Below are 21,605 nucleotides of genomic sequence, written 5' to 3'. Positions count from 1 at the left end.
GGTTTTGCGCGAACGCGCACAGATTCAACCTCTCCTATTGGCTTTCCGGGTTACGGTGCTTTATCGACTTTTCTGCTGGCAGTCGATGGCGTGCAGCCGGAAGCAGCGTTTTCCGGTAGCATTCGCGCCACGTTTTACCCGTTTGGAACCTTCGATGACTGACCGTCTGACTCTGCTGCGCCCCGATGACTGGCATATTCACCTGCGCGATGGCGCCACCCTGGCGCAAACCGTAGCCGATGCCGCACGCACCTTTGGCCGCGCCATTATCATGCCCAACCTGGTGCCGCCGGTTCGCAATGCCAGCGAGGCCGACGCCTATCGCCAGCGCATTCTCGCTGCGCGCCCGGCAGCCAGCCGCTTCGAGCCGCTGATGGTGCTGTACCTCACCGACAAGACCAGCGCCGAAGACATCCGCCAGGCCAAGGCCAGCGGCTTCGTGCATGCAGCAAAGCTCTATCCGGCCGGCGCCACCACTAACTCGGACTCAGGTGTGACCAGCATCGACGGGATTTTCCCGGTCCTCGAAGCCATGGCCGACGTCGGCCTGCCGCTGCTGGTGCACGGCGAAGTCACGCGCGGCGAGATCGACGTCTTCGACCGTGAAAAGGCGTTCATCGACGAGCACATGAGCCGCGTGGTGGAGCGTTTCCCGACCCTGAAAGTGGTCTTCGAGCACATCACCACCGCCGATGCCGCGCAGTTTGTACGCGAGGCCTCCGCCAACGTCGGCGCCACCATCACCGCCCACCACCTGCTGTACAACCGCAACCATATGCTGGTCGGCGGCATCCGCCCGCACCTTTATTGCCTGCCGATCCTCAAGCGCAACGTGCATCAGGACGCGCTGCTGGACGCCGCCACCAGCGGTAATCCGAAGTTCTTCCTGGGCACCGACTCGGCGCCCCACGCCCAGCATGCCAAGGAAGCCGCCTGCGGCTGTGCCGGCTGCTACACCGCGTACGCCGCCATTGAGCTGTATGCCGAAGCGTTCGAGCAGCGCAATGCCCTGGACAAGCTGGAAGGTTTCGCCAGCCTGTTCGGCGCCGACTTCTATGGCCTGCCGCGCAATACCGATCGCATCACCCTGGTGCGCGAAGACTGGACCGCACCGGTCAGCCTGCCGTTTGGCGATCAGCGCCTGATGCCGCTGCGCGCCGGTGAAGTTCTGCGTTGGCGCCTGCTGGAGACCCAAGCGTGAGTGAAGATCTGTACGACGACGAACTCGACGGTCGTCCCTCCGCCGACCTGCGCCATCCCATGGCGCGCCGTTTTCGCGGCTACCTGCCGGTGGTCATCGATGTCGAATCCGGCGGTTTCAATTGCCAGACCGATGCGCTGCTGGAAATCGCCGCGGTCACCATTGCCATGGATGAACAGGGCCTGCTGTATCCGGACCACACCTACTTCCATCGCGTCGAACCCTTTGCAGGCGCCAACATCGAGCAGGCGGCGCTGGACTTCACCGGCATCAAGCTGGACCACCCGCTGCGCATGGCGGTGAGCGAAGAGCATGCATTGACCGATATTTTTCGCGGCGTGCGCAAATCGCTCAAGGCCAATGACTGCAAGCGCGCCGTCCTGGTCGGCCACAACAGCAGCTTCGATCTGGGCTTCCTGAATGCCGCCGTGCTGCGCACCGGCATCAAGCGCAACCCGTTCCATCCGTTCTCCAGCTTCGACACCGCCACCTTGGCCGGGCTCGCCTACGGGCAGACCGTACTGGCCAAAGCCTGCCAGGCCGCCGGCATCGACTTCGACGGACGCGAAGCGCACTCGGCGCGCTACGACACCGAGAAAACCGCCGAACTCTTCTGCGGCATCGTCAACCGCTGGAAGGAAATGGGCGGCTGGGACCTGAACGATTAAGCGTTCCCACGCCACGCACTTGGCGCAGCCGATCGGGTCTGCGCCATTGCGCCATGACGTGCGCTTCCCCTGCCTCACTGCTTGCCTGGCTTCGTCACCGCTCAGGGACCGCCGTTCATCCGAGCAAGTTTTGACAATCATTCTCATTGCGATTAGCATCCCCGCATCCAATCAAGCGCAACGAGTAATGCCTTATGTATGTCTGTCTCTGCCAGGGTGTCACCGACGGTCATATCCGTGATGCGATCTACGAGGGCTGCTGCAGCTATCGCGAAGTGCGAGAAACCTTGGGCGTAGGCACCCAATGCGGAAAATGCGCGTGCGTCGCCAAACAGGTGGTGCGTGAAACCATTAATGAGGTCCAGGCCGGACAATCCTCGATGCTCGCCTACCCTGCCAGCTTCAGCGTTGCCTGACCCCGTCAGGCAAAGGTCACCCAAGCCGGGCTTCGCCCGGCTTTTTCGTTAGCGCTAGAATTGGCTACGCAGCCAACGCTGACTGTAATGAGATTGTTTCGCTTTGCGATCAAGGACTTAGGTTTGACACTGGCCGGCCGCGAAGCCAGACTTCTCATTCTCTCCATCTTGCCAGGCGGGCTACTATGAAAGGCGACAAGCAAGTCATTCAGCACCTCAACAAGATCCTTGGCAACGAGCTAGTCGCGATCAACCAGTATTTTCTGCATGCTCGCATGTATGAAAACTGGGGCCTGAACAAGCTCGGCAAGCACGAGTATCACGAATCCATCGACGAGATGAAGCATGCGGACAAGCTGACCCAGCGCATCCTCTTTCTCGAAGGGCTGCCCAACCTGCAGGATCTGGGCAAACTGCAGATCGGCGAAAACCCGCGTGAAATGCTCGAGAGCGACCTGCGCCTGGAACATGCCGGCTTGATCGACCTGCGCGCCTCCATCGCTTATTGCGAGAGCGTCGGCGACTACGGCAGCCGTGACCTGTTGGAAGACATCCTCGAGTCCGAGGAAGAGCACGTTGACTGGCTGGAAACCCAGCTCAGCCTGATCGGCTCGGTCGGCCTGGAAAACTACCTGCAGTCGCAGATGGGCGACTAGATCGCGAAGCACTCGCGAACGCCACGCATAAAAAACCCGCCGATTGGCGGGTTTTTTATGCAGCCGATTCAGGCCTGGGCCTTGGCTACCGCTTCCTTGATCAGGGTCTGCAGTTCGCCCTTCTCGAACATCTCGCTCATGATGTCGCTGCCGCCGACCAGCTCACCGCCGACCCACAGCTGAGGGAACGTCGGCCAGTTGGCATAGGCCGGCAGGTTGGCGCGAATTTCCGGGTTCTGCAAAATGTCCACGTAAGCGAACTTCTCGCCGCAACCCATCACGGCCTGCGCGGCACGTGCGGAGAAACCACACTGCGGGGCATTGGGCGAGCCTTTCATGTACAGCAGGACGGTGTTGCTGGCGATCTGCTCTTTGATGGTTTCGATGATATCCATGGGGCACCTCGGCTAAAACGATTGCCGACCCAGGTCGGCGGGCAGGCGGCGATTGTAGCGGAAAACCCAGCAAGACGCTCAGTCATACTGTTCTTGCAGGCCGGCGAATTTTTCGCTTGGTGCGCCCTGCTGTCGCCTATCCTTGGACGTTCCAGGCTGCGGTATGGGGAAAATGTGACGGAGTGCGAGGCAATTTGCACCGACGCGACATTTCCCGATAAGATCCGGCCCTTTCCCACTTCGTCGCCCCCGAGCGACCTCATCGCGCAGGTCTTCCTCTGGTTGTGTTGGCGTGTTTCGCCAGCGAGCCTGACAGCGTTGTAATTAAGGTAATGAAAATGAGCGCACGGCACTTTCTTTCGCTGATGGATTGCACCACCGAGGAGCTGAACGGCCTGCTGCGCCGCGCCATCGAGTTGAAAGACCTGCGCAACCGCAACATGATCTTCGAGCCGCTGAAAAACCGCGTACTGGGGATGATCTTCGAGAAAGCCTCGACCCGTACCCGCCTGTCGTTCGAAGCCGGCATGATCCAGCTCGGCGGCCATGGCATGTTTCTCTCCCCGCGCGACACCCAGCTGGGCCGTGGCGAGCCGATCAGCGACAGCGCTATTGTTATGTCGAGCATGCTTGACGGCATCATGATCCGCACCTTTGCCCACAGCACCCTGACCGAATTCGCCGCCCATTCACGCGTGCCGGTGATCAATGGGCTGTCCGATGAGCTGCACCCCTGCCAGTTACTGGCCGACATGCAGACCTTTCTGGAAAAGCGCGGCAGCATCGCCGGCAAGACCGTGGTCTGGATCGGCGACGGCAACAACATGTGCAACACCTATATAGAGGCGGCCATCCAGTTCAATTTTCAGCTGCGCATCGCCTGCCCGGCCGGTTACGAACCCAGCGCCACATTGCTCGCCAAGGCAGGCGACCGTGTGCAGATCCTGAGTGATCCGCGCGAGGCGGTAGCCGGCGCCCACCTGGTGAGCACCGATGTGTGGACCTCCATGGGCCAGGAAGAAGAGGCCGAAGAGCGCCTGGCCAGCTTCCGCCCCTACCAAGTCACCCGCGAGCTACTCGACCTGGCCGCCGAAGACGTGCTGTTCATGCACTGCCTGCCCGCGCACCGTGGCGAAGAGATCAGCCTCGATCTGCTCGACGACCCGCGCTCCGTGGCCTGGGAGCAGGCGGAAAACCGTCTGCACGCCCAGAAGGCCCTGCTCGAATTCCTCATCGAACCGGCCTACACCAACGCATGAGCAACGAACTGCTGCTTAACCTGCACGATCTGGCCTGCGGCTACAAAGATCAGAAAATCGTCCAAGGTCTCAACCTGCATTTGAACAATGGGGATATCGGCTGCCTGCTCGGTCCCTCCGGGTGTGGCAAGACCACCACGCTGCGCGCCATCGCGGGGTTTGAGTCGGTCTTCGACGGGGAGATCCGCCTGGCGGGCGAAGTCATTTCCCGCGCCGGCTTCACCCTTGCCCCGGAAAAGCGCCGCATCGGCATGGTCTTCCAGGATTACGCGCTGTTTCCCCACCTGAGCGTGGCGGACAACGTGGCGTTCGGCATTCGCAAACACCCCGAGTGCGCGCGCATCACCGCCGAAATGCTCGATCTGGTCAAGCTCGGACATCTGGGCAAGCGCTACCCCCATGAACTGTCCGGCGGCCAGCAACAGCGTGTCGCACTGGCCCGTGCACTGGCACCGCAGCCGCGCCTGTTGCTGCTTGACGAGCCCTTCTCCAACCTGGATATCGAACTGCGCCGCAAGCTCAGCCATGAAGTGCGCGAGATTCTCAAAGCCCGTGGTACCAGCGGCATTCTGGTCACCCATGATCAGGAAGAGGCTTTCGCGGTCAGCGACCAGGTCGGCGTATTCCGCGATGGCCGCCTTGAGCAATGGGACACCCCGTACAACCTCTATCACGAGCCGGTGACCCCGTTCGTCGCCAGCTTTATCGGCCAGGGCTACTTCATTCGTGGCCAGTTGCTGTCGCCGGAAACCGTGCACACTGAACTGGGCGTGATCCACGGCAACCGAGCCTACAACCTGCCCGTCGGCAGTGCCGTGGATGTGCTGCTGCGCCCGGACGACATCATCTGCGACCCCGACAGCTCTCAGAAGGCCTTGATCATCGACAAGACCTTCCTCGGCGCCTCGACGCTCTACCTGCTGCAGCTGTCGACCGGCACTCAGCTGGAGTCGATCTTCCCCAGCCATGCCGACCACTGGATTGGTGAAAACGTCGGCATTCGCGTAGCTGCCGACCATCTGGTGATCTTCCCCGCCCAGGGCAGCATCGCTGCCCATACCACCCTGCCCGAATCCGGCGTCCGTCGTTTTAGCAGCGCCAGCTGAACCCATTCCCCGGTGTGCATACTCTGCCCCGGGGAATTTTCTCGTCAGTCCAGATACAACTCGCCGCGCGCCACCAGAGTAGCGTGGCCCGCAATCCGTACCCGCTCTCCATCTAGGCGACACTGCAATTCGCCCCCACGCGCCGAGCATTGGAAGGCACTGAGCTCCTTGCGCCCCAGACGCGCAGCCCAGTAAGGGGTCAGCGCGCAATGGGCGGCGCCGGTCACCGGGTCTTCATCAATACCGATGGCCGGTGCGAAGTAGCGCGAGACGAAGTCGTGGTTGTCTCCTGGCGCACTGACGATCACGCCTTGCCAGGGCAGCCGCGCCAGCTCTGCCAACAGGGGCCGACAGGAGCGCACCTGAGCCTCGCTGGCGACAATCACCAGCAGGCTGTCTTTGTTGGTCAGCACCTGTTGCGGTTTCAGACCAAGAATTCTGGCCAGCTCCTGGGGAGCTTCCATAGGGCCGGAAGGGATCGCCGGAAAATCCAGTTCCAGGCGCTCGCCGAGCCGGCGCACGCGCAAGACGCCGGACAGACTGGTAAAGGACAAACTGTCACCCGGCTCGCCATACACCTCGAACAGCACCTTGGCGCTGGCCAAGGTCGCGTGGCCACACAGCGGTACCTCGGTGGCCGGAGTAAACCAGCGAATATGCCAGGCATCGGCCTCAGCTACCAGAAACGCTGTTTCCGCCAGGTTATGCTCGGCGGCGATGCGCTGCATCTGCTCATCAGCCAACCAGTGTTCAAGGCGATAGACAATTGCCGGATTGCCCGCAAAGGGGCGGTCACTGAAAGCATCGACCTGATGGAAAGGCAAGGGCATGGCAGTTCCTCGAAAACAGAAAGAGATTGTACGGAGCGTACGTGGAGCCGCTGGGCGGGACCGTGATATGCCGCTACGAAACGACCTCGCTGCGCACCCGGCTCACTGCATTCAGCCAACCGGCATATAACTCGGCACGCACCGTTTCGGCCATGTTCGGCTGGTAACGCTGCTGGCGTTGCCAATGGCCGGCGATTTCGTCCAGGTCGCGGTACACTCCGGCCTGCAAACCGGCCAGGTAGGCTGCGCCCAAGGCCGTGGTTTCATTGATTTGCGGGCGCTCCACGGGTACGCCCAGGATGTCGGCCAAAAACTGCATCAACCAATTATTGACCACCATGCCGCCGTCCACACGGAGAGCGCTGGGTGCAGCGGCACCGTCCTGCGCCATGGCTTCGAGCAGATCGCGGGTCTGGTAGCACACCGCCTGCAGGCCGGCGGTGACGATTTCCTTGATGCCGGTATCACGCGTCAATCCGAAAATCGCACCACGCGCCTTCGGGTCCCAATAGGGCGCGCCGAGGCCGGTGAACGCTGGCACCAGGTACACGCCGCAGGCCTCGCCGGTCTGGCGGGCCAGCTCTTCACTGTCCTCGGCATGCTTGATCAGCTTAATGCCGTCGCGCAGCCACTGCATGGCGGCACCGGCGACAAAGATACTGCCTTCCACCGCGTAGGTGACTTCGCCCTTGAGACGGTAGGCCACGGTAGTCAGCAAGCGGTTGCGGGACGTCACCGGCGTGGCGCCGGTGTTCTGGATCAGGAAGCAGCCGGTGCCGTAGGTGCTCTTGACCATGCCCGGCGAAAAACAGGCCTGCCCGATCAAGGCCGCCTGCTGGTCGCCCGCCATGCCCAGTACCGGCAACGCGGCGCCCAAAATCCCGGGTTCGATGACGCCGAACTCCGCCGCGCAGTCCAACACCTCGGGAAGCAGGCTGCTCGGAATGTCGAACAGCGCCAGCAGGTCCGCATCCCACTGCTGGGTATGGATATTGAACAGCAACGTGCGCGCGGCATTGCTGGCATCGGTGCGATGCACCTTGCCGCCGGTCAGGCGCCAGAGCAGGAAGCTGTCCACAGTGCCGAAGCGCAGCTCGCCGCGTTCGGCCCGCTCACGGGCACCCGGCACATGCTCGAGAATCCAGCGCAGCTTGCCGGCGGAGAAATACGGGTCGATCAACAGGCCGGTGCGGGCGTTGATCAGCGCCTCATGGCCTGCAGCCTTGAGCGCGGCGCAGTAATCCGCGGTGCGCCGATCCTGCCAGACGATGGCCGGGTGGATCGCCTCACCCGTGGCCGCGTCCCACACCAGGGTGGTCTCACGCTGATTGGTGATGCCGATGGCGCGGATGTCCGCTGCCTGCAAACCGCTCTCGCTCAGTGCCTGGCGGCAGACCGCCAGGGTGCTGAACCAGAGATCTTCGGGATCATGCTCGACCCAGCCATCGGCGGGAAAGTGCTGAGCAAACTCCTGCTGAGCACTGGCCCGCGCTCCGCCATGGGCATCGAAGATGATTGCCCGGCTGCTGGTGGTGCCTTGATCGATAGCCAGAAGGTAGTGGCTCATGGCGTTTCCTTGTTGTTATGGCTGCGGCGAAAAAACGTGGGCGGCTCGCCCAACACCGGAACAGGTGGAAGTATGCCGTGAGTACCAGCCCGCCGCAGCCTATCGTCCAATGACAGCAAAGCTCCCTTGGGTATGCACGGCCAGCACTTCGGCGGCCAATTCCACTTCCAAACCACGACGCCCGGCACTGACATGGATGGTCGGATGCGTGCGAGCCGATTCGTCGATGAACGTGCGCAGCCGCTTTTTCTGTCCCAGCGGGCTAATGCCCCCGACCAGGTAACCGGTGGCGCGCTGTGCGGCAACGGGATCGGCCATTTCCGCTTTTTTCACCCCGGCGGCCTGAGCCAGCGCCTTCAGATCGAGGGTGCCGGCGACTGGCACGACGGCGACCAGCAACTCGCCCTTTTCGCTTACGGCCAGCAGGGTCTTGAACACCCGCTCCGGTACCAGACCGAGTTTTTCCGCCGCCTCCAAACCGTAGGAGGCGGATTTAGGATCGTGGTGATAACTGTGCACCTGATGGTCGGCACGGGCTTTTTTCAGCAAGTCGATGGCGGGTGTCATGGTGAATAGGCAGGATGGTGGTCGATGCTCGCTACGGTAGCGCAAAAACACGGGCAGTTAACCTAGAGTTTCACTGATGCCGTCCGGCCCCAGGAGCCCGCATGACCCTATCCCCTCCCCCGCTCGCCGAAACCTATGACCTGGCCGTGATCGGCGGTGGCATCAACGGCGCCGGGATTGCCGCCGATGCCGCTGGACGCGGCCTCAAGGTATTTCTCGGCGAGCAGCACGATCTTGCCGAGCACACCTCCTCGGCGAGCAGCAAGCTCGTCCACGGCGGTCTGCGTTATCTGGAGCATTATGAGTTCCGACTGGTGCGCGAAGCGCTGGCCGAACGCGAAGTGCTGCTGGCCAAGGCGCCGCATATCGTGCGGCCGCTGCGCTTCATCCTGCCGCACCGCCCACACCTGCGCCCGGTGTGGATGATTCGCACCGGACTGTTCCTCTACGATCATCTGGGGCGTCGGCAGACACTACCCGCCTCGCGCAGCCTGCGTTTTGGCACCGACAGCCCGCTGCGCTCAACCATGACGCGCGGTTTCGAGTACTCCGACTGCTGGGTAGACGATGCCCGACTGGTAGTGCTCAACGCCATGGCTGCCCGCGAACAGGGCGCCCATGTGCACACTCGCACACGCTGCGTCAGCGCACAGCGCCGCCATGGCCTGTGGCACCTGCATCTGGAGCGTGCCGACGGCAGTCGCCTGTCGATCCGCAGCCGGGCCCTGGTCAATGCCTGCGGGCCCTGGGTGTCTCGTTTTATCGAAGATGAACTCAAGCAGCGCTCGCCCCGCCAGATACGCCTGGTGCAAGGCAGCCATATCGTGGTGCCGCGCCTGTACGAAGGCGAGCAGGCTTATATTCTGCAGAACGAGGATCGGCGCATCGTGTTCGTCATTCCCTGGCTGGAGGCCTTCAGCCTGATTGGCACCACGGACCGAGAGTACCTGGGCGACCCTGCCCGCGTCATGATCGGTGACGAGGAAATCGATTACCTGCTGGCGGTGGTCAACCTGCACTTCAAGCACCCGATCAGCCGCACCGATATCCGCCATAGCTACTCCGGAGTACGTCCGTTGCAGGAGGATGAATCCGACGATCCGGCCGCGGTGACGCGCGACTATTGCCTCGAGCTGAGCGACCAGGCGGGCAACACGCCCTTGCTTTCGATATTCGGCGGCAAACTGACCACCTATCGCAAGCTGGCTGAAGCGGCGCTGGAGCAGTTGAGCCCCTACTTTCCGAATATGGGAGCCCGCTGGACGGCAGACACCCCACTGCCCGGCGGCGAAGGCATGAGCAGCCCGGAAGTCTTGATGAACGAACTCTTGACTGATGCCCCATGGCTGCCCAAGGCCCTCGCGCGGCGCTGGGCAACCAGCTACGGCACGCGCAGCTGGAAACTGCTGGAAGGCGTCACGCAGCTGGCCGATCTGGGTGAATACTTCGGCGCGCAGCTGTATGCCCGGGAAGTGGATTATCTTTGCCGCGAAGAATGGGCCTATGCAGCCGAGGACATCCTCTGGCGGCGCAGCAAGCTCGGCCTGTTTCTGAATGCCGGGCAACAGGCAACACTGGCCGCCTACTTGCAGCGCGAATATCCGCATCGACCCTGGCCGCAGGCCTCGGTCACGCTGGGTTAACGCTGCAGACGAGCGACACGAACCAATGTAGGGTGGATGTCGTGTTCACATCCACCATTGCACCGCTCGGTGGAGCGCCACCCGGTGGATCGCCACCCGGTGGATCGAGAACGCGTGATCCACCCTACTTTTCCCCGCTATCGGCCGCCCTTAGGCAAACTGCCCGCGCAACTGCCGTGCCGCCGCCACCATGTTGATCAGCGCCGCTTCGGTTTCCGGCCAGGCGCGGGTTTTCAGGCCGCAGTCCGGGTTGACCCACAGCCGTTCGGCGGGGATGCGTTTCACCGCTTGTTGCAGCAGTTGAATCATTTCCGCCGTGTCCGGCACACGGGGCGAGTGGATGTCGTAGACGCCCGGGCCGATGTCGTTGGGGTAGTGGAAATCGCGGAAGGCTTCCAGCAGCTCCATCTGCGAGCGCGAGGTCTCGATGGTGATCACGTCGGCGTCCATCGCGGCTATCGCTTCGATCACATCATTGAACTCGCTGTAGCACATATGCGTGTGGATCTGCGTTTCGTCGCGCACGCCACTGGCACACAAGCGGAAGGCATCCACCGCCCACTCCAGATACGCCTTCCAGGCCGTGCGGCGCAACGGCAGCCCTTCGCGAAACGCCGCTTCGTCGATCTGCACGATGCGAATGCCGGCGGCCTCCAGGTCGCACACCTCGTCGCGGATCGCCAGCGCCAATTGGCGGGCCTGGATCTCGCGCGACACATCTTCGCGCGGGAACGACCACATCAGCATGGTGACCGGGCCGGTGAGCATGCCCTTCATCACCTTGGCGGTTTGTTGCTGGGCATAGCGAATCCACTCCACGGTCATCGGCGCGGGACGGCTCAGGTCGCCATAAATCACCGCCGGTTTGACGCAGCGCGAGCCGTAGCTTTGCACCCAGCCAAAACGGGTAAAGGCGTAGCCGTCCAGCTGTTCGGCAAAGTACTCGACCATGTCATTGCGTTCGGCCTCGCCATGCACCAGCACATCCAGACCTAACTGTTCCTGCACCGCCACCGCATGGCGGATCTCGGCGTGCATCGCTTCGGTGTAGTCGGTCAGCGACAGCTTGCCCTGCTTGTAGGCCTGGCGGGCCAGGCGGATCGCCGGTGTCTGCGGGAACGAGCCGATGGTCGTGGTCGGGAACAACGGCAATTGCAGACGCGCCCGCTGCAATGCGCTGCGCTCGGCAAACGGCGAATGACGCTGGCTGTGGCGCGGCTTGATCGCCGCCAGACGGTCACGCACCTGCGGTTTGTGAATGCGCGGCGAGGCGGCGCGGCTGGCCTGCACGGCGCGGCTTTCGGTCAGCGCGGCCTGCACGACGGGGTGTTCCGGCTCGTTCACGCCCTTAGCAAGCAGCGCAACTTCGCGGCATTTCTGCACGGCGAAGGCCAGCCAGCTTTTCAGTTCGCCATCCAGTTGGTCTTCACGCTCGAGGTCCACCGGGCTGTGCAGCAACGAGCAGGACGGCGCCACCCACAAGCGCTCGCCGAGGCGTTGGTGGGCCTCCTGCAGCAGCGTCAGCACCGGTTCCAGATCGCAGCGCCAGACGTTGCGGCCATTAACCACACCCAACGACAGCACCTTGTAGGCCGGCAGGCGGTCGAGAATGGTCGGGTATTGCTCGGGAGCACGCACCAGGTCGATGTGCAGGCCGTCCACCGGCAGGTTGGCGGCCAGGCCCAGGTTGTCTTCCAGGCCGCCGAAATAGGTCGCCACCAGCTTCTTCAGCGGCTCGCGCTGCAGCAGGTTATAGGCCCGCTCGAAGGCACTCTTCCAGTCCTGCGGCAAATCCAGCACCAGGATGGGTTCGTCGATCTGCACCCACGCAACGCCTTGCCCAGCCAGACGTTGAAGCACTTCGCCGTACAGCGGCAGCAATCGTTCGAGCAGCTCCAGCTTGTCGAAGGCCTCGCCCTTGGCCTTGCCCAGCCACAGGTAAGTCAGCGGACCGATCAACACCGGCTTGACCTCATGGCCCAGCGCGCGTGCCTCATCAACTTCTTCGAACAGCTGTTCCCAGCTCAGGCGAAACTGCTGGTCGGCGGTGAATTCCGGGACCAGGTAATGGTAGTTGGTGTCGAACCACTTGGTCATTTCCTGCGCCTGGACACCACCGCCGCAGCAGCTCTTTGTGGCACCGCGTGCCATGCTGAACAGCGTGTCCAGCCCGGGCTGGCCGCCGGCGGGGCGGAAACGCTCGGGGATCACCCCGAACAACAACGAATGGTTAAGCACCTGGTCGTACCAGGCGAAATCACCGACCGGCAGCAAATCGATGCCAGCATCGCGCTGCACCTGCCAATGAGCAGCCCGCAGCTCACGGCCCACCTGACGCAGGCCCGCTTCATCCAGGCTGCCTTGCCAATAGGCTTCGAGGGCTTTCTTCAGCTCTCGGTCATGACCGATACGGGGGAATCCAAGGGTGTGAGTGATTGCCATGAAGCTGTCTCCATCAATGATGCCGACATTCTCAGCGCTCTTGCGAATTGAAACAAACTCAAGATTCTATTGTTAATCAATAGATTTACTCATATTTAAACGAGCTCGACACGCAAGGTAGTTTGGGCGAAACTTCGCGGCCATCATGAACAGCACTCATGCTTTCTTGTGTCCGAACCTGGAATTTATCAATGCTGGAAGTCCGTCACCTGAGAACCCTTCATGCATTGCGCGAGTCGGGGAGCCTGGTCGAGGCCGCCGAGCGCCTGCATCTCACCCAGTCGGCGCTATCCCACCAGTTCAAGGAGCTGGAAGAGCGGCTGGGCATGTCCCTATTTATGCGCAAAACCAAGCCGGTGCGTTTCACCAGCGCAGGCCTGCGCCTGCTGCAGCTGGCTGACACACTACTGCCACAACTGCGCGGCGCCGAGCGTGACCTGGCACGTCTGGCCGGCGGCACGGCTGGGCGGCTGCACATGGCCATCGAATGCCACAGCTGCTTCCAGTGGCTGATGCCGACCATCGATCAGTTCCGCGATGCCTGGCCCGAAGTGGAGCTGGACTTGGCCTCGGGATTTTCTTTCGCGCCATTGCCGGCACTGGCCCGTGGCGATCTCGACCTGGTGGTGACCTCCGACCCGGTCGAACTGAGCGGCATTACCTATGTGCCACTGTTTACCTATGAGGCACTGCTGGCGGTGGCCAATCAACATACGCTGGCCAGCCGCCCATTCATCGTGCCCGATGACCTGGCTCGGGAAACCCTGATCACCTATCCGGTGGAGCGCGACCGCCTGGATATCTTTACGCGCTTCCTGGAGCCGGCCGATGTCGAGCCGGCTCAGGTGCGTACCTCGGAGCTGACCGTGATGATGACCCAACTGGTCGCCAGCGGACGCGGCGTGTGCTGCCTGCCCAACTGGGCGCTGCATGAATACAGCGCCCGTGGCTACGTGACGGCCAAGCGGCTGGGCGAGAAGGGATTGTTCTCCACCCTGCACGCAGCCATCCGCAGCGACATGCTGGATGCACCCTTCATGCGCGATTTTCTGCTCACCGCTAAGGACACCTCTTTTGCCACGCTGGAAGGGGTTAGCGCGGCTCCCAAGCAATCACGCTAGCCAGTCGAAACGAAGGTACTGGATGCTTTCATCCTGTGCCAATTTGTCGCGCCCACGGTAGGGACCGGATGACTGGTGAGGCTCTGAGACGCGGCGCATAATCGCCGCGTTTCTCCTGCCCTGCTCCCTCCTATTGTGGACATCCACGTCAATGATCGTTCGTCCGCGCCCTGGCGCGCTGCAGCTGTTTTTTATTCTTCGCGGTTCCATCCTTCCCCAAATTGCCCTCAAGATTGCCTTCATCAGCCTCCTGGCCTGCGTGGTGGTGGCGTGCTATGAAAACGGACTGCTCAACTCGCTCAAGGGCCTGAGCGCTCCCCCGTTCTCCCTGCTGGGTGTGGCGCTCTCGGTGTTCCTCGGCTTTCGCAACAGCACCTGTTACGACCGCTGGTGGGAAGCACGTAAACAGTGGGGCGAACTGATCATCCAGACCCGCAGCCTGGCCCGCGAATCCCAGGCGCTGCTGGTTGGCGAGCAGAACGCTGCGCTGCGCGAACGCCTGCTCAAGCGCAGCATTGCCTTCGCCTACGCCTTGGTGGCTCAGCTGCGTCACGAGGATACGCTCGCCGCCATTCGCGAGCGGGTCAGCGCCGAAGAGCTCGCTCGCCTGCAGACTCGGCGCAATGTGCCGGACTCCCTGCTGTACTGGATGCATCAGGATCTGGCTGCCTGCGTACAAGAGGGGCGCCTGAGCGATATTCTTTACCCGCGCCTGGCTGGGCACCTGGACGCCTTGGGCGCATCTCAGGCGATCTGCGAGCGGATCAAGAATACCCCGACCCCTTTCGCTTACTCGCTGTTGCTGCATCGCACCGCCTGGCTATTCTGCCTGCTACTGCCGTTCGGCCTGGTCAGCTCGCTGCAACTGCTGACGCCGATCGTGGTGGCGATCATCGCTTACACCTTCTTCGGCCTGGATGCGCTGGGAGACGAACTGGAAGATCCGTTCGGCCTCGCCGACAACGACCTGCCACTCAATGCCCTGGTGCGCAGTCTTGAAAGGGATGTGCTGGAAGTGCTCGGCGAGCCGTTGCCAGAACCGCTGCTCCCGCGGCGGTATGTGTTGAACTGAAACGTGGCGTGTTTCGCAAATCTTCGCTTGCAAGGATGCGATTACTTCCGGCCCGCAGAAGCGGGCCGGAAGATGCACACGTCAGATATGCGCGTCCTGATATTCCTTCTCCGCCACGTCAAAGCGTTCCTGGATCGCAGCATTGGGTTCCTTGTCCAGCAGGCTGAACACCACGATGGCCAGAGACCCCAGGATGAAGCCCGGGATAATCTCGTACAGCCCCAGGCCAATGAAGTTCTTCCACACCACCACGGTGATCGCACCGACCAACATACCGGCCAGGGCGCCGTTGCGGGTCATGCGCTTCCATAGCACCGAAATCAGCACCACCGGACCGAAGGCAGCACCGAAGCCTGCCCAGGCATAGGACACCAGCCCCAGCACCTTGCTCTCCGGGTTGTAGGCAATGCCAATGGCGATCAGTGCAATCATCAGCACCATGGCGCGACCGACCCAGACCAGCTCAGTCTGCGAAGCGTGCTTGCGCAGGAAGGACTTGTAGAAGTCCTGGGTCAGGGCGCTCGAGGAAACCAGCAGCTGGGCGCTCAAGGTACTCATTACCGCCGCCAGCACACCGGACAGGATCACACCGGCCACCCAGGGGTTGAAGAGAATCTTCACCAGCTCCATGAATACCCGCTCACCGTTCGCGGTCACGGGGCCGGCCACATCGGGATGGTCGGCGAAATAGGCGATACCGAAGAAGCCCACCGCCACGGCACCGCCCAGGCAGAGAATCATCCAGGTCATGCCGATGCGCCGGGCGTTGGGAATGGCCTTGACCGAGCTGGCGGCCATGAAGCGCACCAGGATGTGCGGCTGTCCGAAATAGCCCAGACCCCAGCCGAGCAGCGAGATGATGGCGATGAAGGACAGGCCCCTGAACATGTCGAAATTGGCCGGATCCTGCATGGCAATGGTGTCCATGGCCGCGCCGAAATCGCCGAGAGCCAGCACCACGAACAGCGGTGTAATCAACAGGGCAAAGATCATCAACGTGGCTTGCACGGTGTCGGTCCAACTCACCGCCAGGAAGCCGCCGACAAAGACATAAAGGATGGTTGCCGCCGCACCGACCCACAGGGCGGTATCGTAGGGCAGGCCAAAGGTGGTTTCGAACAACCGCGCACCGGCTACCACGCCCGAGGCGCAGTAGATCGTGAAGAACACCAGGATCACCAGCGCGGAAAAGATGCGCAGCAGGCGGCTCTTGTCCTCGAAACGGTGAGTGAAGTAATCCGGCAGCGTCAATGCATTGTGGTTGTGCTCGGTATGCACGCGCAGTCGACCGGCGACGAATTGCCAGTTAAGCCAGGCACCGATGATCAGGCCGATGGCAATCCAGCTTTCCGAAAGCCCGGAAACGAATATGGCCCCCGGCAGGCCCAGCAACAGCCAGCCACTCATGTCGGAAGCGCCGGCGGACAGCGCCGTGACGTAACTGCCCAGGCTGCGGCCGCCCAGAATGTAATCGTCGAAGTTCTTGGTGGCGCGATAGGCAATGAAACCGATGAGTACCATCGCCAGGATATACAGGACGAAGGTTACCCAGAGGGGGTTAGTGAAGGTCATGGCGTTTTCCTTATTCTTGCGGATGAAGAGAAGCCAGCTTCATCACGAACAAAAAATGCCAACTGGAGGCAGTTGGCACTCCCGGACAAACCGACATCTAACCAGAGCGTAGACTCTCTGACTCGGCTGTTGCGGGCGACAGGATTATCCATGACTTGTTGACCAAGCCATAGAAAATATCCCGACCAGCGGTACAACCGGGTCGGGATTCGAGCTGACCGGCGATTCAGAACGTCAGGCGCGCGCCCAGCGTCAGATTGCGTCCCGCCAACAGCACCTCATCCTTGATCAGTGAGCTGTGCTCGCGCGCCTTGGCGTCAAGCAGGTTATCGGCCTTGAGGTACAGCTGATAGTCGGCCTGGCTCAGGGTGCCGTGGTAGCCGAGGCTGGCGCCCAGTCTGTTGTAGCCGGCGGTTTCGGTTTCGAAGTCGGCAATGTCGTCCTGGCGCTGCATCCGGTAGAACTCCAACTGACCCTCCACGGATGCACCGAAGCTCTGCTCAAGGCGGACGCCCAGACGGCCGGCGGGTATGCGCGGCAGGGCGTCGCCGTCCTTGAGCTCGCCGCGCACACGGTCGCCGAACAGCGTGGCGGCGAAGCTTTCGGTGAACTGATGGCGCACCTCGCCTTCGACGCCACTCAAAACGGCATCTTCCTGACGGTATTCGACTTCGCGGTAACCGCCGCCCGGATGACGGCCAAGGTCGGCGGCATAGATGAAATCATCCACCTGGTTGCGAAACGCGCTGAAGGTAAAGGTGGTCGGACCAACGAACTTGCGTAGAGTAACTTCGGCGTTGTGGGAGGTTTCTTCCCGCAGCGCTAGATTGCCGCGCTCAATGGTCCGGCTGGCGGGATGCGGGCCGTAGGCATACAGCTCTTCGGCGGTGGGCAGGCGTTGTGCTCGGGACAGCGAGAAGCCCAGCGAATAGGCCGGCGCGAAGGTCCATACCGCGCCGGCCGAAAAGGAGCGACCGACATGGTCGGTGCCTACGTAGCTGGCTACGGCATCGATTGTCTGCCATTCGTGACGCGCCCCCAGCTCATAGCGCCACGCGCCGGCGGTGTATTCCTCCAGTAGGAACAGCGCGTGGTTACGGGTCAGGGTTTGCGGCATGGGGTACTCGGACGTTAGGCGCGCAAAGTCCCGCTCGCTGGTTTGCGCACCCAGCACACCATGCCAGCCCAGCAGCGGCTGGTGAGTCAGCTCGAGACGCGCGTCATGGGCTTCGCTGGCGAACACAGCCATCTTTTCGCCCGCCTCGATCTCGGCATGCCGATAATCGCTGTAGCCGACCCGCAGGCGCGCCAGTTCAAAGCCCGGTAAGGGATCAGTCAATTCGCCGCGCAGGTCCCAGCGATCCTGCTGCATGCTGATGTAGGGCACTGTGCCGCCATGCTCATGGCCATGTTCTTCTTCCTCATGGCCGTGGTCGTGATCGTGGTCATGGCCGTGTTCACCGCAGTGCCAATGATTGCCGTGCGGGTCGCAGTCAACGTGCGCATGAGCCAGCAGGCCGTAGCGGTTTTGCTGCCGGCCGTAGGCCAGGCCGAGGTAGCCACGCGCCCCAACGAAGCTGCCGCCCAGGCTATAGCTGTCGGTGTCGTTGTAGGAGCCGACCTGCTTACCGGCGGCACCCGGAATTTCATATTCATCCGCCTGGCGCTTGACGCCCTCGACGCGCACCGCAAAGTGGCCAGTCCCGGCGGTGAGTCCAAACACGCCGGCGCCTTCGTTCGCCACGCTGTTGGCGCGCATTTCCAGCTCGCCTTCGTAGCCTTTTTCCGGCACATGGGTGGGCACTTTCTTGTCGACCACATTGACCACCCCGCCGATGGCGCCGCCGCCATACAACAACGTTGCCGGCCCCTTGAGGACCTCGATGCGTTCGGCCAGGAACGGCTCGACACCCACCGCATGATCCTGGCTGACGGTCGACGCATCCATCACATCGACGCCATCGCTGAGCACTTTCACGCGACCGCCATCCAGACCACGGATCACCGGGCGACTGGCACCGGCGCCAAAGCTGGCCGCATGCATGCCCGGCACGCCATCAAGGGTTTCGCCCAGGGTCGCCGCCCGGCGCTGAATCAGTGTGTCCCCTTCGAGCACCTCGCTTGAATGGGTCATATCATGGTTTTTCCGTGGCAGGGCGCTGGCACTGATCAGGCTGGTTTCAAGCTCGATGCGCTCGGCAGCCGTACCGGCCGGCATCCAGACAAAGCCGATGGCTAAGGCCATCCAAGGGTAACTGCGGGACATGGTGTGCTCTCAAAAAACGGCAGAGGGAACCCTGATCCAGACGCTTTGCACGCTGGCCAAGGATTGCGAGGGCGGCAAAGTTACCATGTTATATCGTAACGTTTATAGAAGTTTTTGCCCCAACACCCACTGGTTGAAAACCTTCGCCATCAGTCCCATCTAGATAGGCAGGTCCTCTTTTTAGGTATTTCCATGAACGATCAGGCCAATGCCCCGGAAATTGTCACCGGACAACTCGCCCTGCCCGGTCAGGCTCTGCCAGACAAGCTATATGTCATCCCGGTCCACAATCGCCCCTTCTTTCCCGCCCAGGTCCTGCCCGTCATCGTCAATGAGCATCCCTGGAGCGAAACGCTGCAACGTGTAGCCAACACCGACCATCGCTGCCTGGCGCTGTTTTTCCTCGATAAGCCCGCGTCGAGCGAGACAGTCGACTTCGATCCGGACAACTTGCCCGAACACGGCACCGTGGTGCGTGTGCACCATGCCAGCCGGGAAGGCGGCCAGTTGCAATTTGTCGCCCAGGGGCTGACCCGCGTGCGCATCCGTGGGTGGTTGCGCCGCAAGCCGCCGTATCTGGTTGAAGTGGATTATCCGCGCAGCGCCGAAGACTCGCGCGATGAGGTCAAGGCCTATGGCATGGCATTGATCAATGCGATCAAGGAACTGCTGCCGCTCAACCCGCTGTACAACGAAGAGCTCAAGAACTACCTGAATCGCTTCAGCCCCAATGACCCCTCACCGCTCACCGACTTCGCCGCCGCGCTGACCAGTGCGCCGGGCGATGAATTGCAGGACGTGCTGGACTGCGTGCCGGTGCTCAAACGCATGGAGAAAGTGCTGCCGCTGCTGCGCAAGGAAGTCGAAGTAGCGCGCTTGCAGAACGAACTTTCCGCCGAAGTGAATCGCAAGATCAGCGAGCATCAGCGCGAGTTCTTTCTCAAGGAACAGCTGAAGATCATCCAGCATGAGCTGGGCATCACCAAGGATGATCGCAGCGCCGATGCGGATGAGTTTCGCGCACGCCTGGTGGGCAAGACCGTACCGCCGACAGCGAAAAAGCGCATCGACGAGGAACTCAACAAGCTGTCGATCCTGGAAACCGGCTCGCCGGAATACGCTGTCACGCGCAATTACCTGGACTGGGCTACCAGTATCCCCTGGGGCGTCTATGGCAAGGACAAACTGGACCTGGCGCGCGCGCGCAAAGTGCTCGACAAGCATCACGCGGGCATGGACGACATCAAGCAACGCATCGTCGAGTTTCTAGCGGTCGGCGCCTTCAAGGGCGAAGTGGCCGGCTCCATCGTGCTCCTGGTCGGCCCGCCCGGTGTGGGCAAGACCAGCATCGGCAAGTCCATCGCCGAGACGCTGGGCCGGCCCTTTTACCGCTTCAGCGTCGGCGGCATGCGCGATGAGGCAGAGATCAAGGGGCATCGTCGCACCTACATCGGTGCCCTGCCCGGCAAGCTGGTGCAAGCGCTCAAGGAGGTCGAAGTGATGAACCCGGTGATCATGCTCGACGAAATCGACAAGCTCGGCGCCAGCCACCAAGGCGACCCGGCCTCGGCGCTACTGGAAACCCTCGATCCGGAACAGAACGTTGAGTTTCTCGACCACTATCTGGACCTGCGCCTGGACCTGTCGAAGGTCCTGTTCATCTGCACCGCCAATACCCTGGACTCGATTCCCGGTCCGCTGCTCGATCGCATGGAAATCATTCGCCTGTCCGGCTACATCACCGAGGAAAAGCTGGCCATTGCCAAGCGCCATCTTTGGCCCAAACTGTTGGCCAAAACCGGCGTACCTAAGGATCGCCTGTCCATCAGCGATGCCGCCTTCAAGGCAGTGATCGAGGGTTATGCCCGCGAGGCTGGTGTGCGGCAACTGGAAAAACAGCTCGGCAAACTGGTGCGCAAGGCCGTCGTGGGCCTGCTGGAAGATCCTGAACGCAGCATCCGCATTGGTCCCAAGGATCTGGAAGAATCCCTGGGCGTGCCCATCTTCCGTCGCGAACGGCTGCTCGCCGGCGTCGGCGTGATCACCGGCCTGGCCTGGACCAGCATGGGCGGCGTCACCTTGCCGATCGAGGCGACCCGCATTCATACCCTCAATCGCGGTTTCAAGCTCACCGGCAAGCTGGGCGAGGTGATGAAGGAGTCGGCGGAAATCGCCTACAGCTATATCAGTTCGCACCTCAACCAGTACGGCGGCGACCCGGTATTCTTCGACCAGGCCTTTGTGCATTTGCACGTCCCGGAAGGCGCAACGCCCAAGGATGGCCCGAGCGCGGGTATCAGCATGGCCAGCGCCCTGCTCTCCCTGGCCCGCAACCAGGCGCCGAAAAAGGGCGTGGCCATGACCGGCGAGCTGACCTTGACCGGACAGGTGTTGGCCATTGGTGGGGTACGCGAAAAGGTCATCGCCGCGCGCCGGCAAAAGATCTTCGAGCTAATCCTTCCCGAGGCCAACCGTGGCGACTTCGACGAGTTGCCGGATTACCTCAAGAGTGGCCTCACCGTGCACTTCGCGCAGCACTTTGCCGATGTGGCTAAGCTGCTGTTCTAACAGAACGACCAGGCGCCACGCGCCGCTCTAGACGCGGCCCGTGGCCCGTTTTTTCGCTGCTAAAAAATTCGGTAAAAACTCGCATCGGCTATTTTTTGGTCTACCGTGACTGAGTGCACAGTGAAACGCCAGAAATCTGGCGTTTCACTTCGCCGCGCAGGGAATGTCGGCATCGCACACTGCTCGAACATCATCCGTTCCGAAATTAGGGCATCAACGGATGGTTAAAACGGGATCGACTGGAAGGGACTCGAAG

At 61.8% G+C, this 21,605-nt stretch carries 17 protein-coding genes; 10 read left to right on the top strand and 7 right to left on the bottom strand.

What is annotated here, in order from left to right; genetic code table 11:
- Positions 1 to 154: 154 nt before the first annotated feature.
- From pyrC to bfr, 4 genes are all read left to right on the top strand, one after another.
- Positions 155 to 1,201 (top strand): dihydroorotase, encoded by a 1,047-nt coding sequence (gene pyrC, locus H9642_RS03785; RefSeq protein WP_251835059.1) that lies wholly within the window; start codon positions 155 to 157, stop codon positions 1,199 to 1,201.
- The gene (gene rnt, locus H9642_RS03780; protein WP_251835058.1) at positions 1,198 to 1,869 is read left to right on the top strand and encodes a ribonuclease T; all 672 of its coding nucleotides are present in this window, start codon (positions 1,198 to 1,200) and stop codon (positions 1,867 to 1,869) included. Before pyrC ends, rnt begins: the two co-directional genes overlap by 4 nt.
- Positions 1,870 to 2,063: 194 nt before the next feature.
- Positions 2,064 to 2,285, top strand: a complete 222-nt coding sequence (locus H9642_RS03775) for a bacterioferritin-associated ferredoxin (RefSeq protein WP_251835057.1) — start codon at positions 2,064 to 2,066, stop codon at positions 2,283 to 2,285.
- A 185-nt stretch (positions 2,286 to 2,470) separates the two neighbouring features.
- Complete coding sequence (gene bfr / locus H9642_RS03770) at positions 2,471 to 2,941, top strand: bacterioferritin (protein ID WP_251835056.1); 471 nt, start codon at positions 2,471 to 2,473, stop codon at positions 2,939 to 2,941.
- 68 nt (positions 2,942 to 3,009) lie between these two features.
- Here the strand turns inward: bfr and grxD are convergent, their stop codons facing one another.
- On the bottom strand, positions 3,010 to 3,336 hold the full coding sequence (gene grxD / locus H9642_RS03765; RefSeq protein ID WP_251835055.1) for a Grx4 family monothiol glutaredoxin: 327 nt from the start codon (positions 3,334 to 3,336) through the stop codon (positions 3,010 to 3,012).
- A gap of 338 nt (positions 3,337 to 3,674) precedes the next feature.
- Between grxD and argF the strand changes: the two genes are divergently transcribed.
- Both argF and H9642_RS03755 read left to right on the top strand, forming a co-directional pair.
- Complete coding sequence (gene argF / locus H9642_RS03760; protein WP_251835054.1) at positions 3,675 to 4,595, top strand: ornithine carbamoyltransferase; 921 nt, start codon at positions 3,675 to 3,677, stop codon at positions 4,593 to 4,595.
- A complete protein-coding gene (locus tag H9642_RS03755; protein WP_251835053.1) occupies positions 4,592 to 5,701 on the top strand; it encodes an ABC transporter ATP-binding protein in 1,110 nt (369 codons plus the stop codon). Before argF ends, H9642_RS03755 begins: the two co-directional genes overlap by 4 nt.
- 44 nt (positions 5,702 to 5,745) lie before the next feature.
- Here H9642_RS03755 and H9642_RS03750 read toward each other — a convergent pair whose 3' ends face one another.
- The 3 genes from H9642_RS03750 to ybaK all read right to left on the bottom strand — a co-directional run bounded on the left by H9642_RS03750 (position 5,746) and on the right by ybaK (position 8,665).
- Entirely contained in the window at positions 5,746 to 6,531 is a 786-nt protein-coding gene (locus tag H9642_RS03750; protein ID WP_251835052.1) for a PhzF family phenazine biosynthesis protein, read from the bottom strand.
- 73 nt (positions 6,532 to 6,604) lie between these two features.
- On the bottom strand, positions 6,605 to 8,098 hold the full coding sequence (glpK, locus tag H9642_RS03745; protein ID WP_251835051.1) for a glycerol kinase GlpK: 1,494 nt from the start codon (positions 8,096 to 8,098) through the stop codon (positions 6,605 to 6,607).
- Positions 8,099 to 8,197: 99 nt separating this feature from the next.
- On the bottom strand, positions 8,198 to 8,665 hold the full coding sequence (gene ybaK / locus H9642_RS03740) for a Cys-tRNA(Pro) deacylase (protein ID WP_251835362.1): 468 nt from the start codon (positions 8,663 to 8,665) through the stop codon (positions 8,198 to 8,200).
- 101 nt (positions 8,666 to 8,766) lie between these two features.
- Here ybaK and glpD point away from each other — a divergent pair, with 101 nt between their 5' ends.
- Positions 8,767 to 10,308, top strand: coding sequence for a glycerol-3-phosphate dehydrogenase (glpD, locus tag H9642_RS03735; RefSeq protein WP_251835050.1), 1,542 nt, complete (start codon positions 8,767 to 8,769; stop codon positions 10,306 to 10,308).
- 150 nt (positions 10,309 to 10,458) lie between these two features.
- Here the strand turns inward: glpD and metE are convergent, their stop codons facing one another.
- Positions 10,459 to 12,750 (bottom strand): 5-methyltetrahydropteroyltriglutamate--homocysteine S-methyltransferase, encoded by a 2,292-nt coding sequence (gene metE, locus H9642_RS03730; RefSeq protein WP_251835049.1) that lies wholly within the window; start codon positions 12,748 to 12,750, stop codon positions 10,459 to 10,461.
- A 191-nt stretch (positions 12,751 to 12,941) separates the two neighbouring features.
- Here metE and metR point away from each other — a divergent pair, with 191 nt between their 5' ends.
- Together metR and H9642_RS03720 are read left to right on the top strand one after the other, a co-directional pair.
- Positions 12,942 to 13,871, top strand: coding sequence for a transcriptional regulator MetR (metR, locus tag H9642_RS03725; RefSeq protein ID WP_251835048.1), 930 nt, complete (start codon positions 12,942 to 12,944; stop codon positions 13,869 to 13,871).
- 151 nt (positions 13,872 to 14,022) lie between these two features.
- Positions 14,023 to 14,943 carry a bestrophin family protein gene (locus H9642_RS03720; RefSeq protein ID WP_251835047.1) on the top strand — a complete coding sequence of 307 codons (921 nt, stop codon included), beginning with the start codon at positions 14,023 to 14,025 and terminating at the stop codon, positions 14,941 to 14,943.
- An 81-nt stretch (positions 14,944 to 15,024) separates the two neighbouring features.
- On the opposite strand, the gene putP is transcribed toward H9642_RS03720, so the two are convergent.
- Together putP and H9642_RS03710 are read right to left on the bottom strand one after the other, a co-directional pair.
- Positions 15,025 to 16,515, bottom strand: a complete 1,491-nt coding sequence (gene putP / locus H9642_RS03715; protein ID WP_251835046.1) for a sodium/proline symporter PutP — start codon at positions 16,513 to 16,515, stop codon at positions 15,025 to 15,027.
- Positions 16,516 to 16,741: 226 nt separating this feature from the next.
- Positions 16,742 to 18,781, bottom strand: coding sequence for a TonB-dependent receptor (locus tag H9642_RS03710; protein WP_433962660.1), 2,040 nt, complete (start codon positions 18,779 to 18,781; stop codon positions 16,742 to 16,744).
- A gap of 192 nt (positions 18,782 to 18,973) precedes the next feature.
- Here H9642_RS03710 and lon point away from each other — a divergent pair, with 192 nt between their 5' ends.
- Complete coding sequence (gene lon / locus H9642_RS03705; protein WP_251835045.1) at positions 18,974 to 21,349, top strand: endopeptidase La; 2,376 nt, start codon at positions 18,974 to 18,976, stop codon at positions 21,347 to 21,349.
- The last annotated feature ends 256 nt before the right edge of the window (positions 21,350 to 21,605 follow it).

This window comes from Serpens gallinarum (assembly GCF_014836765.1).
GTDB classification, from domain to species: Bacteria; Pseudomonadota; Gammaproteobacteria; order Pseudomonadales; family Pseudomonadaceae; genus Serpens; species Serpens gallinarum.
Note: the sequence above shows the minus strand (reverse complement) of the source record. Positions and strands in the feature narration are given on the sequence as shown.

What these genes read in the sequence shown, in the direction of transcription:
- metE (WP_251835049.1), bottom strand. Translation starts at nt 12,750, where the DNA reads ATGGCAATCACTCACACCCTTGGATTCCCCCGTATCGGTCATGACCGA.
- H9642_RS03755 (WP_251835053.1), top strand. Translation starts at nt 4,592, where the DNA reads ATGAGCAACGAACTGCTGCTTAACCTGCACGATCTGGCCTGCGGCTAC.
- H9642_RS03750 (WP_251835052.1), bottom strand. Translation starts at nt 6,531, where the DNA reads ATGCCCTTGCCTTTCCATCAGGTCGATGCTTTCAGTGACCGCCCCTTT.
- lon (WP_251835045.1), top strand. Translation starts at nt 18,974, where the DNA reads ATGAACGATCAGGCCAATGCCCCGGAAATTGTCACCGGACAACTCGCC.
- glpD (WP_251835050.1), top strand. Translation starts at nt 8,767, where the DNA reads ATGACCCTATCCCCTCCCCCGCTCGCCGAAACCTATGACCTGGCCGTG.
- argF (WP_251835054.1), top strand. Translation starts at nt 3,675, where the DNA reads ATGAGCGCACGGCACTTTCTTTCGCTGATGGATTGCACCACCGAGGAG.
- H9642_RS03710 (WP_433962660.1), bottom strand. Translation starts at nt 18,781, where the DNA reads ATGTCCCGCAGTTACCCTTGGATGGCCTTAGCCATCGGCTTTGTCTGG.
- ybaK (WP_251835362.1), bottom strand. Translation starts at nt 8,665, where the DNA reads ATGACACCCGCCATCGACTTGCTGAAAAAAGCCCGTGCCGACCATCAG.
- pyrC (WP_251835059.1), top strand. Translation starts at nt 155, where the DNA reads ATGACTGACCGTCTGACTCTGCTGCGCCCCGATGACTGGCATATTCAC.
- bfr (WP_251835056.1), top strand. Translation starts at nt 2,471, where the DNA reads ATGAAAGGCGACAAGCAAGTCATTCAGCACCTCAACAAGATCCTTGGC.
- H9642_RS03720 (WP_251835047.1), top strand. Translation starts at nt 14,023, where the DNA reads ATGATCGTTCGTCCGCGCCCTGGCGCGCTGCAGCTGTTTTTTATTCTT.
- H9642_RS03775 (WP_251835057.1), top strand. Translation starts at nt 2,064, where the DNA reads ATGTATGTCTGTCTCTGCCAGGGTGTCACCGACGGTCATATCCGTGAT.
- glpK (WP_251835051.1), bottom strand. Translation starts at nt 8,098, where the DNA reads ATGAGCCACTACCTTCTGGCTATCGATCAAGGCACCACCAGCAGCCGG.
- putP (WP_251835046.1), bottom strand. Translation starts at nt 16,515, where the DNA reads ATGACCTTCACTAACCCCCTCTGGGTAACCTTCGTCCTGTATATCCTG.
- grxD (WP_251835055.1), bottom strand. Translation starts at nt 3,336, where the DNA reads ATGGATATCATCGAAACCATCAAAGAGCAGATCGCCAGCAACACCGTC.
- metR (WP_251835048.1), top strand. Translation starts at nt 12,942, where the DNA reads ATGCTGGAAGTCCGTCACCTGAGAACCCTTCATGCATTGCGCGAGTCG.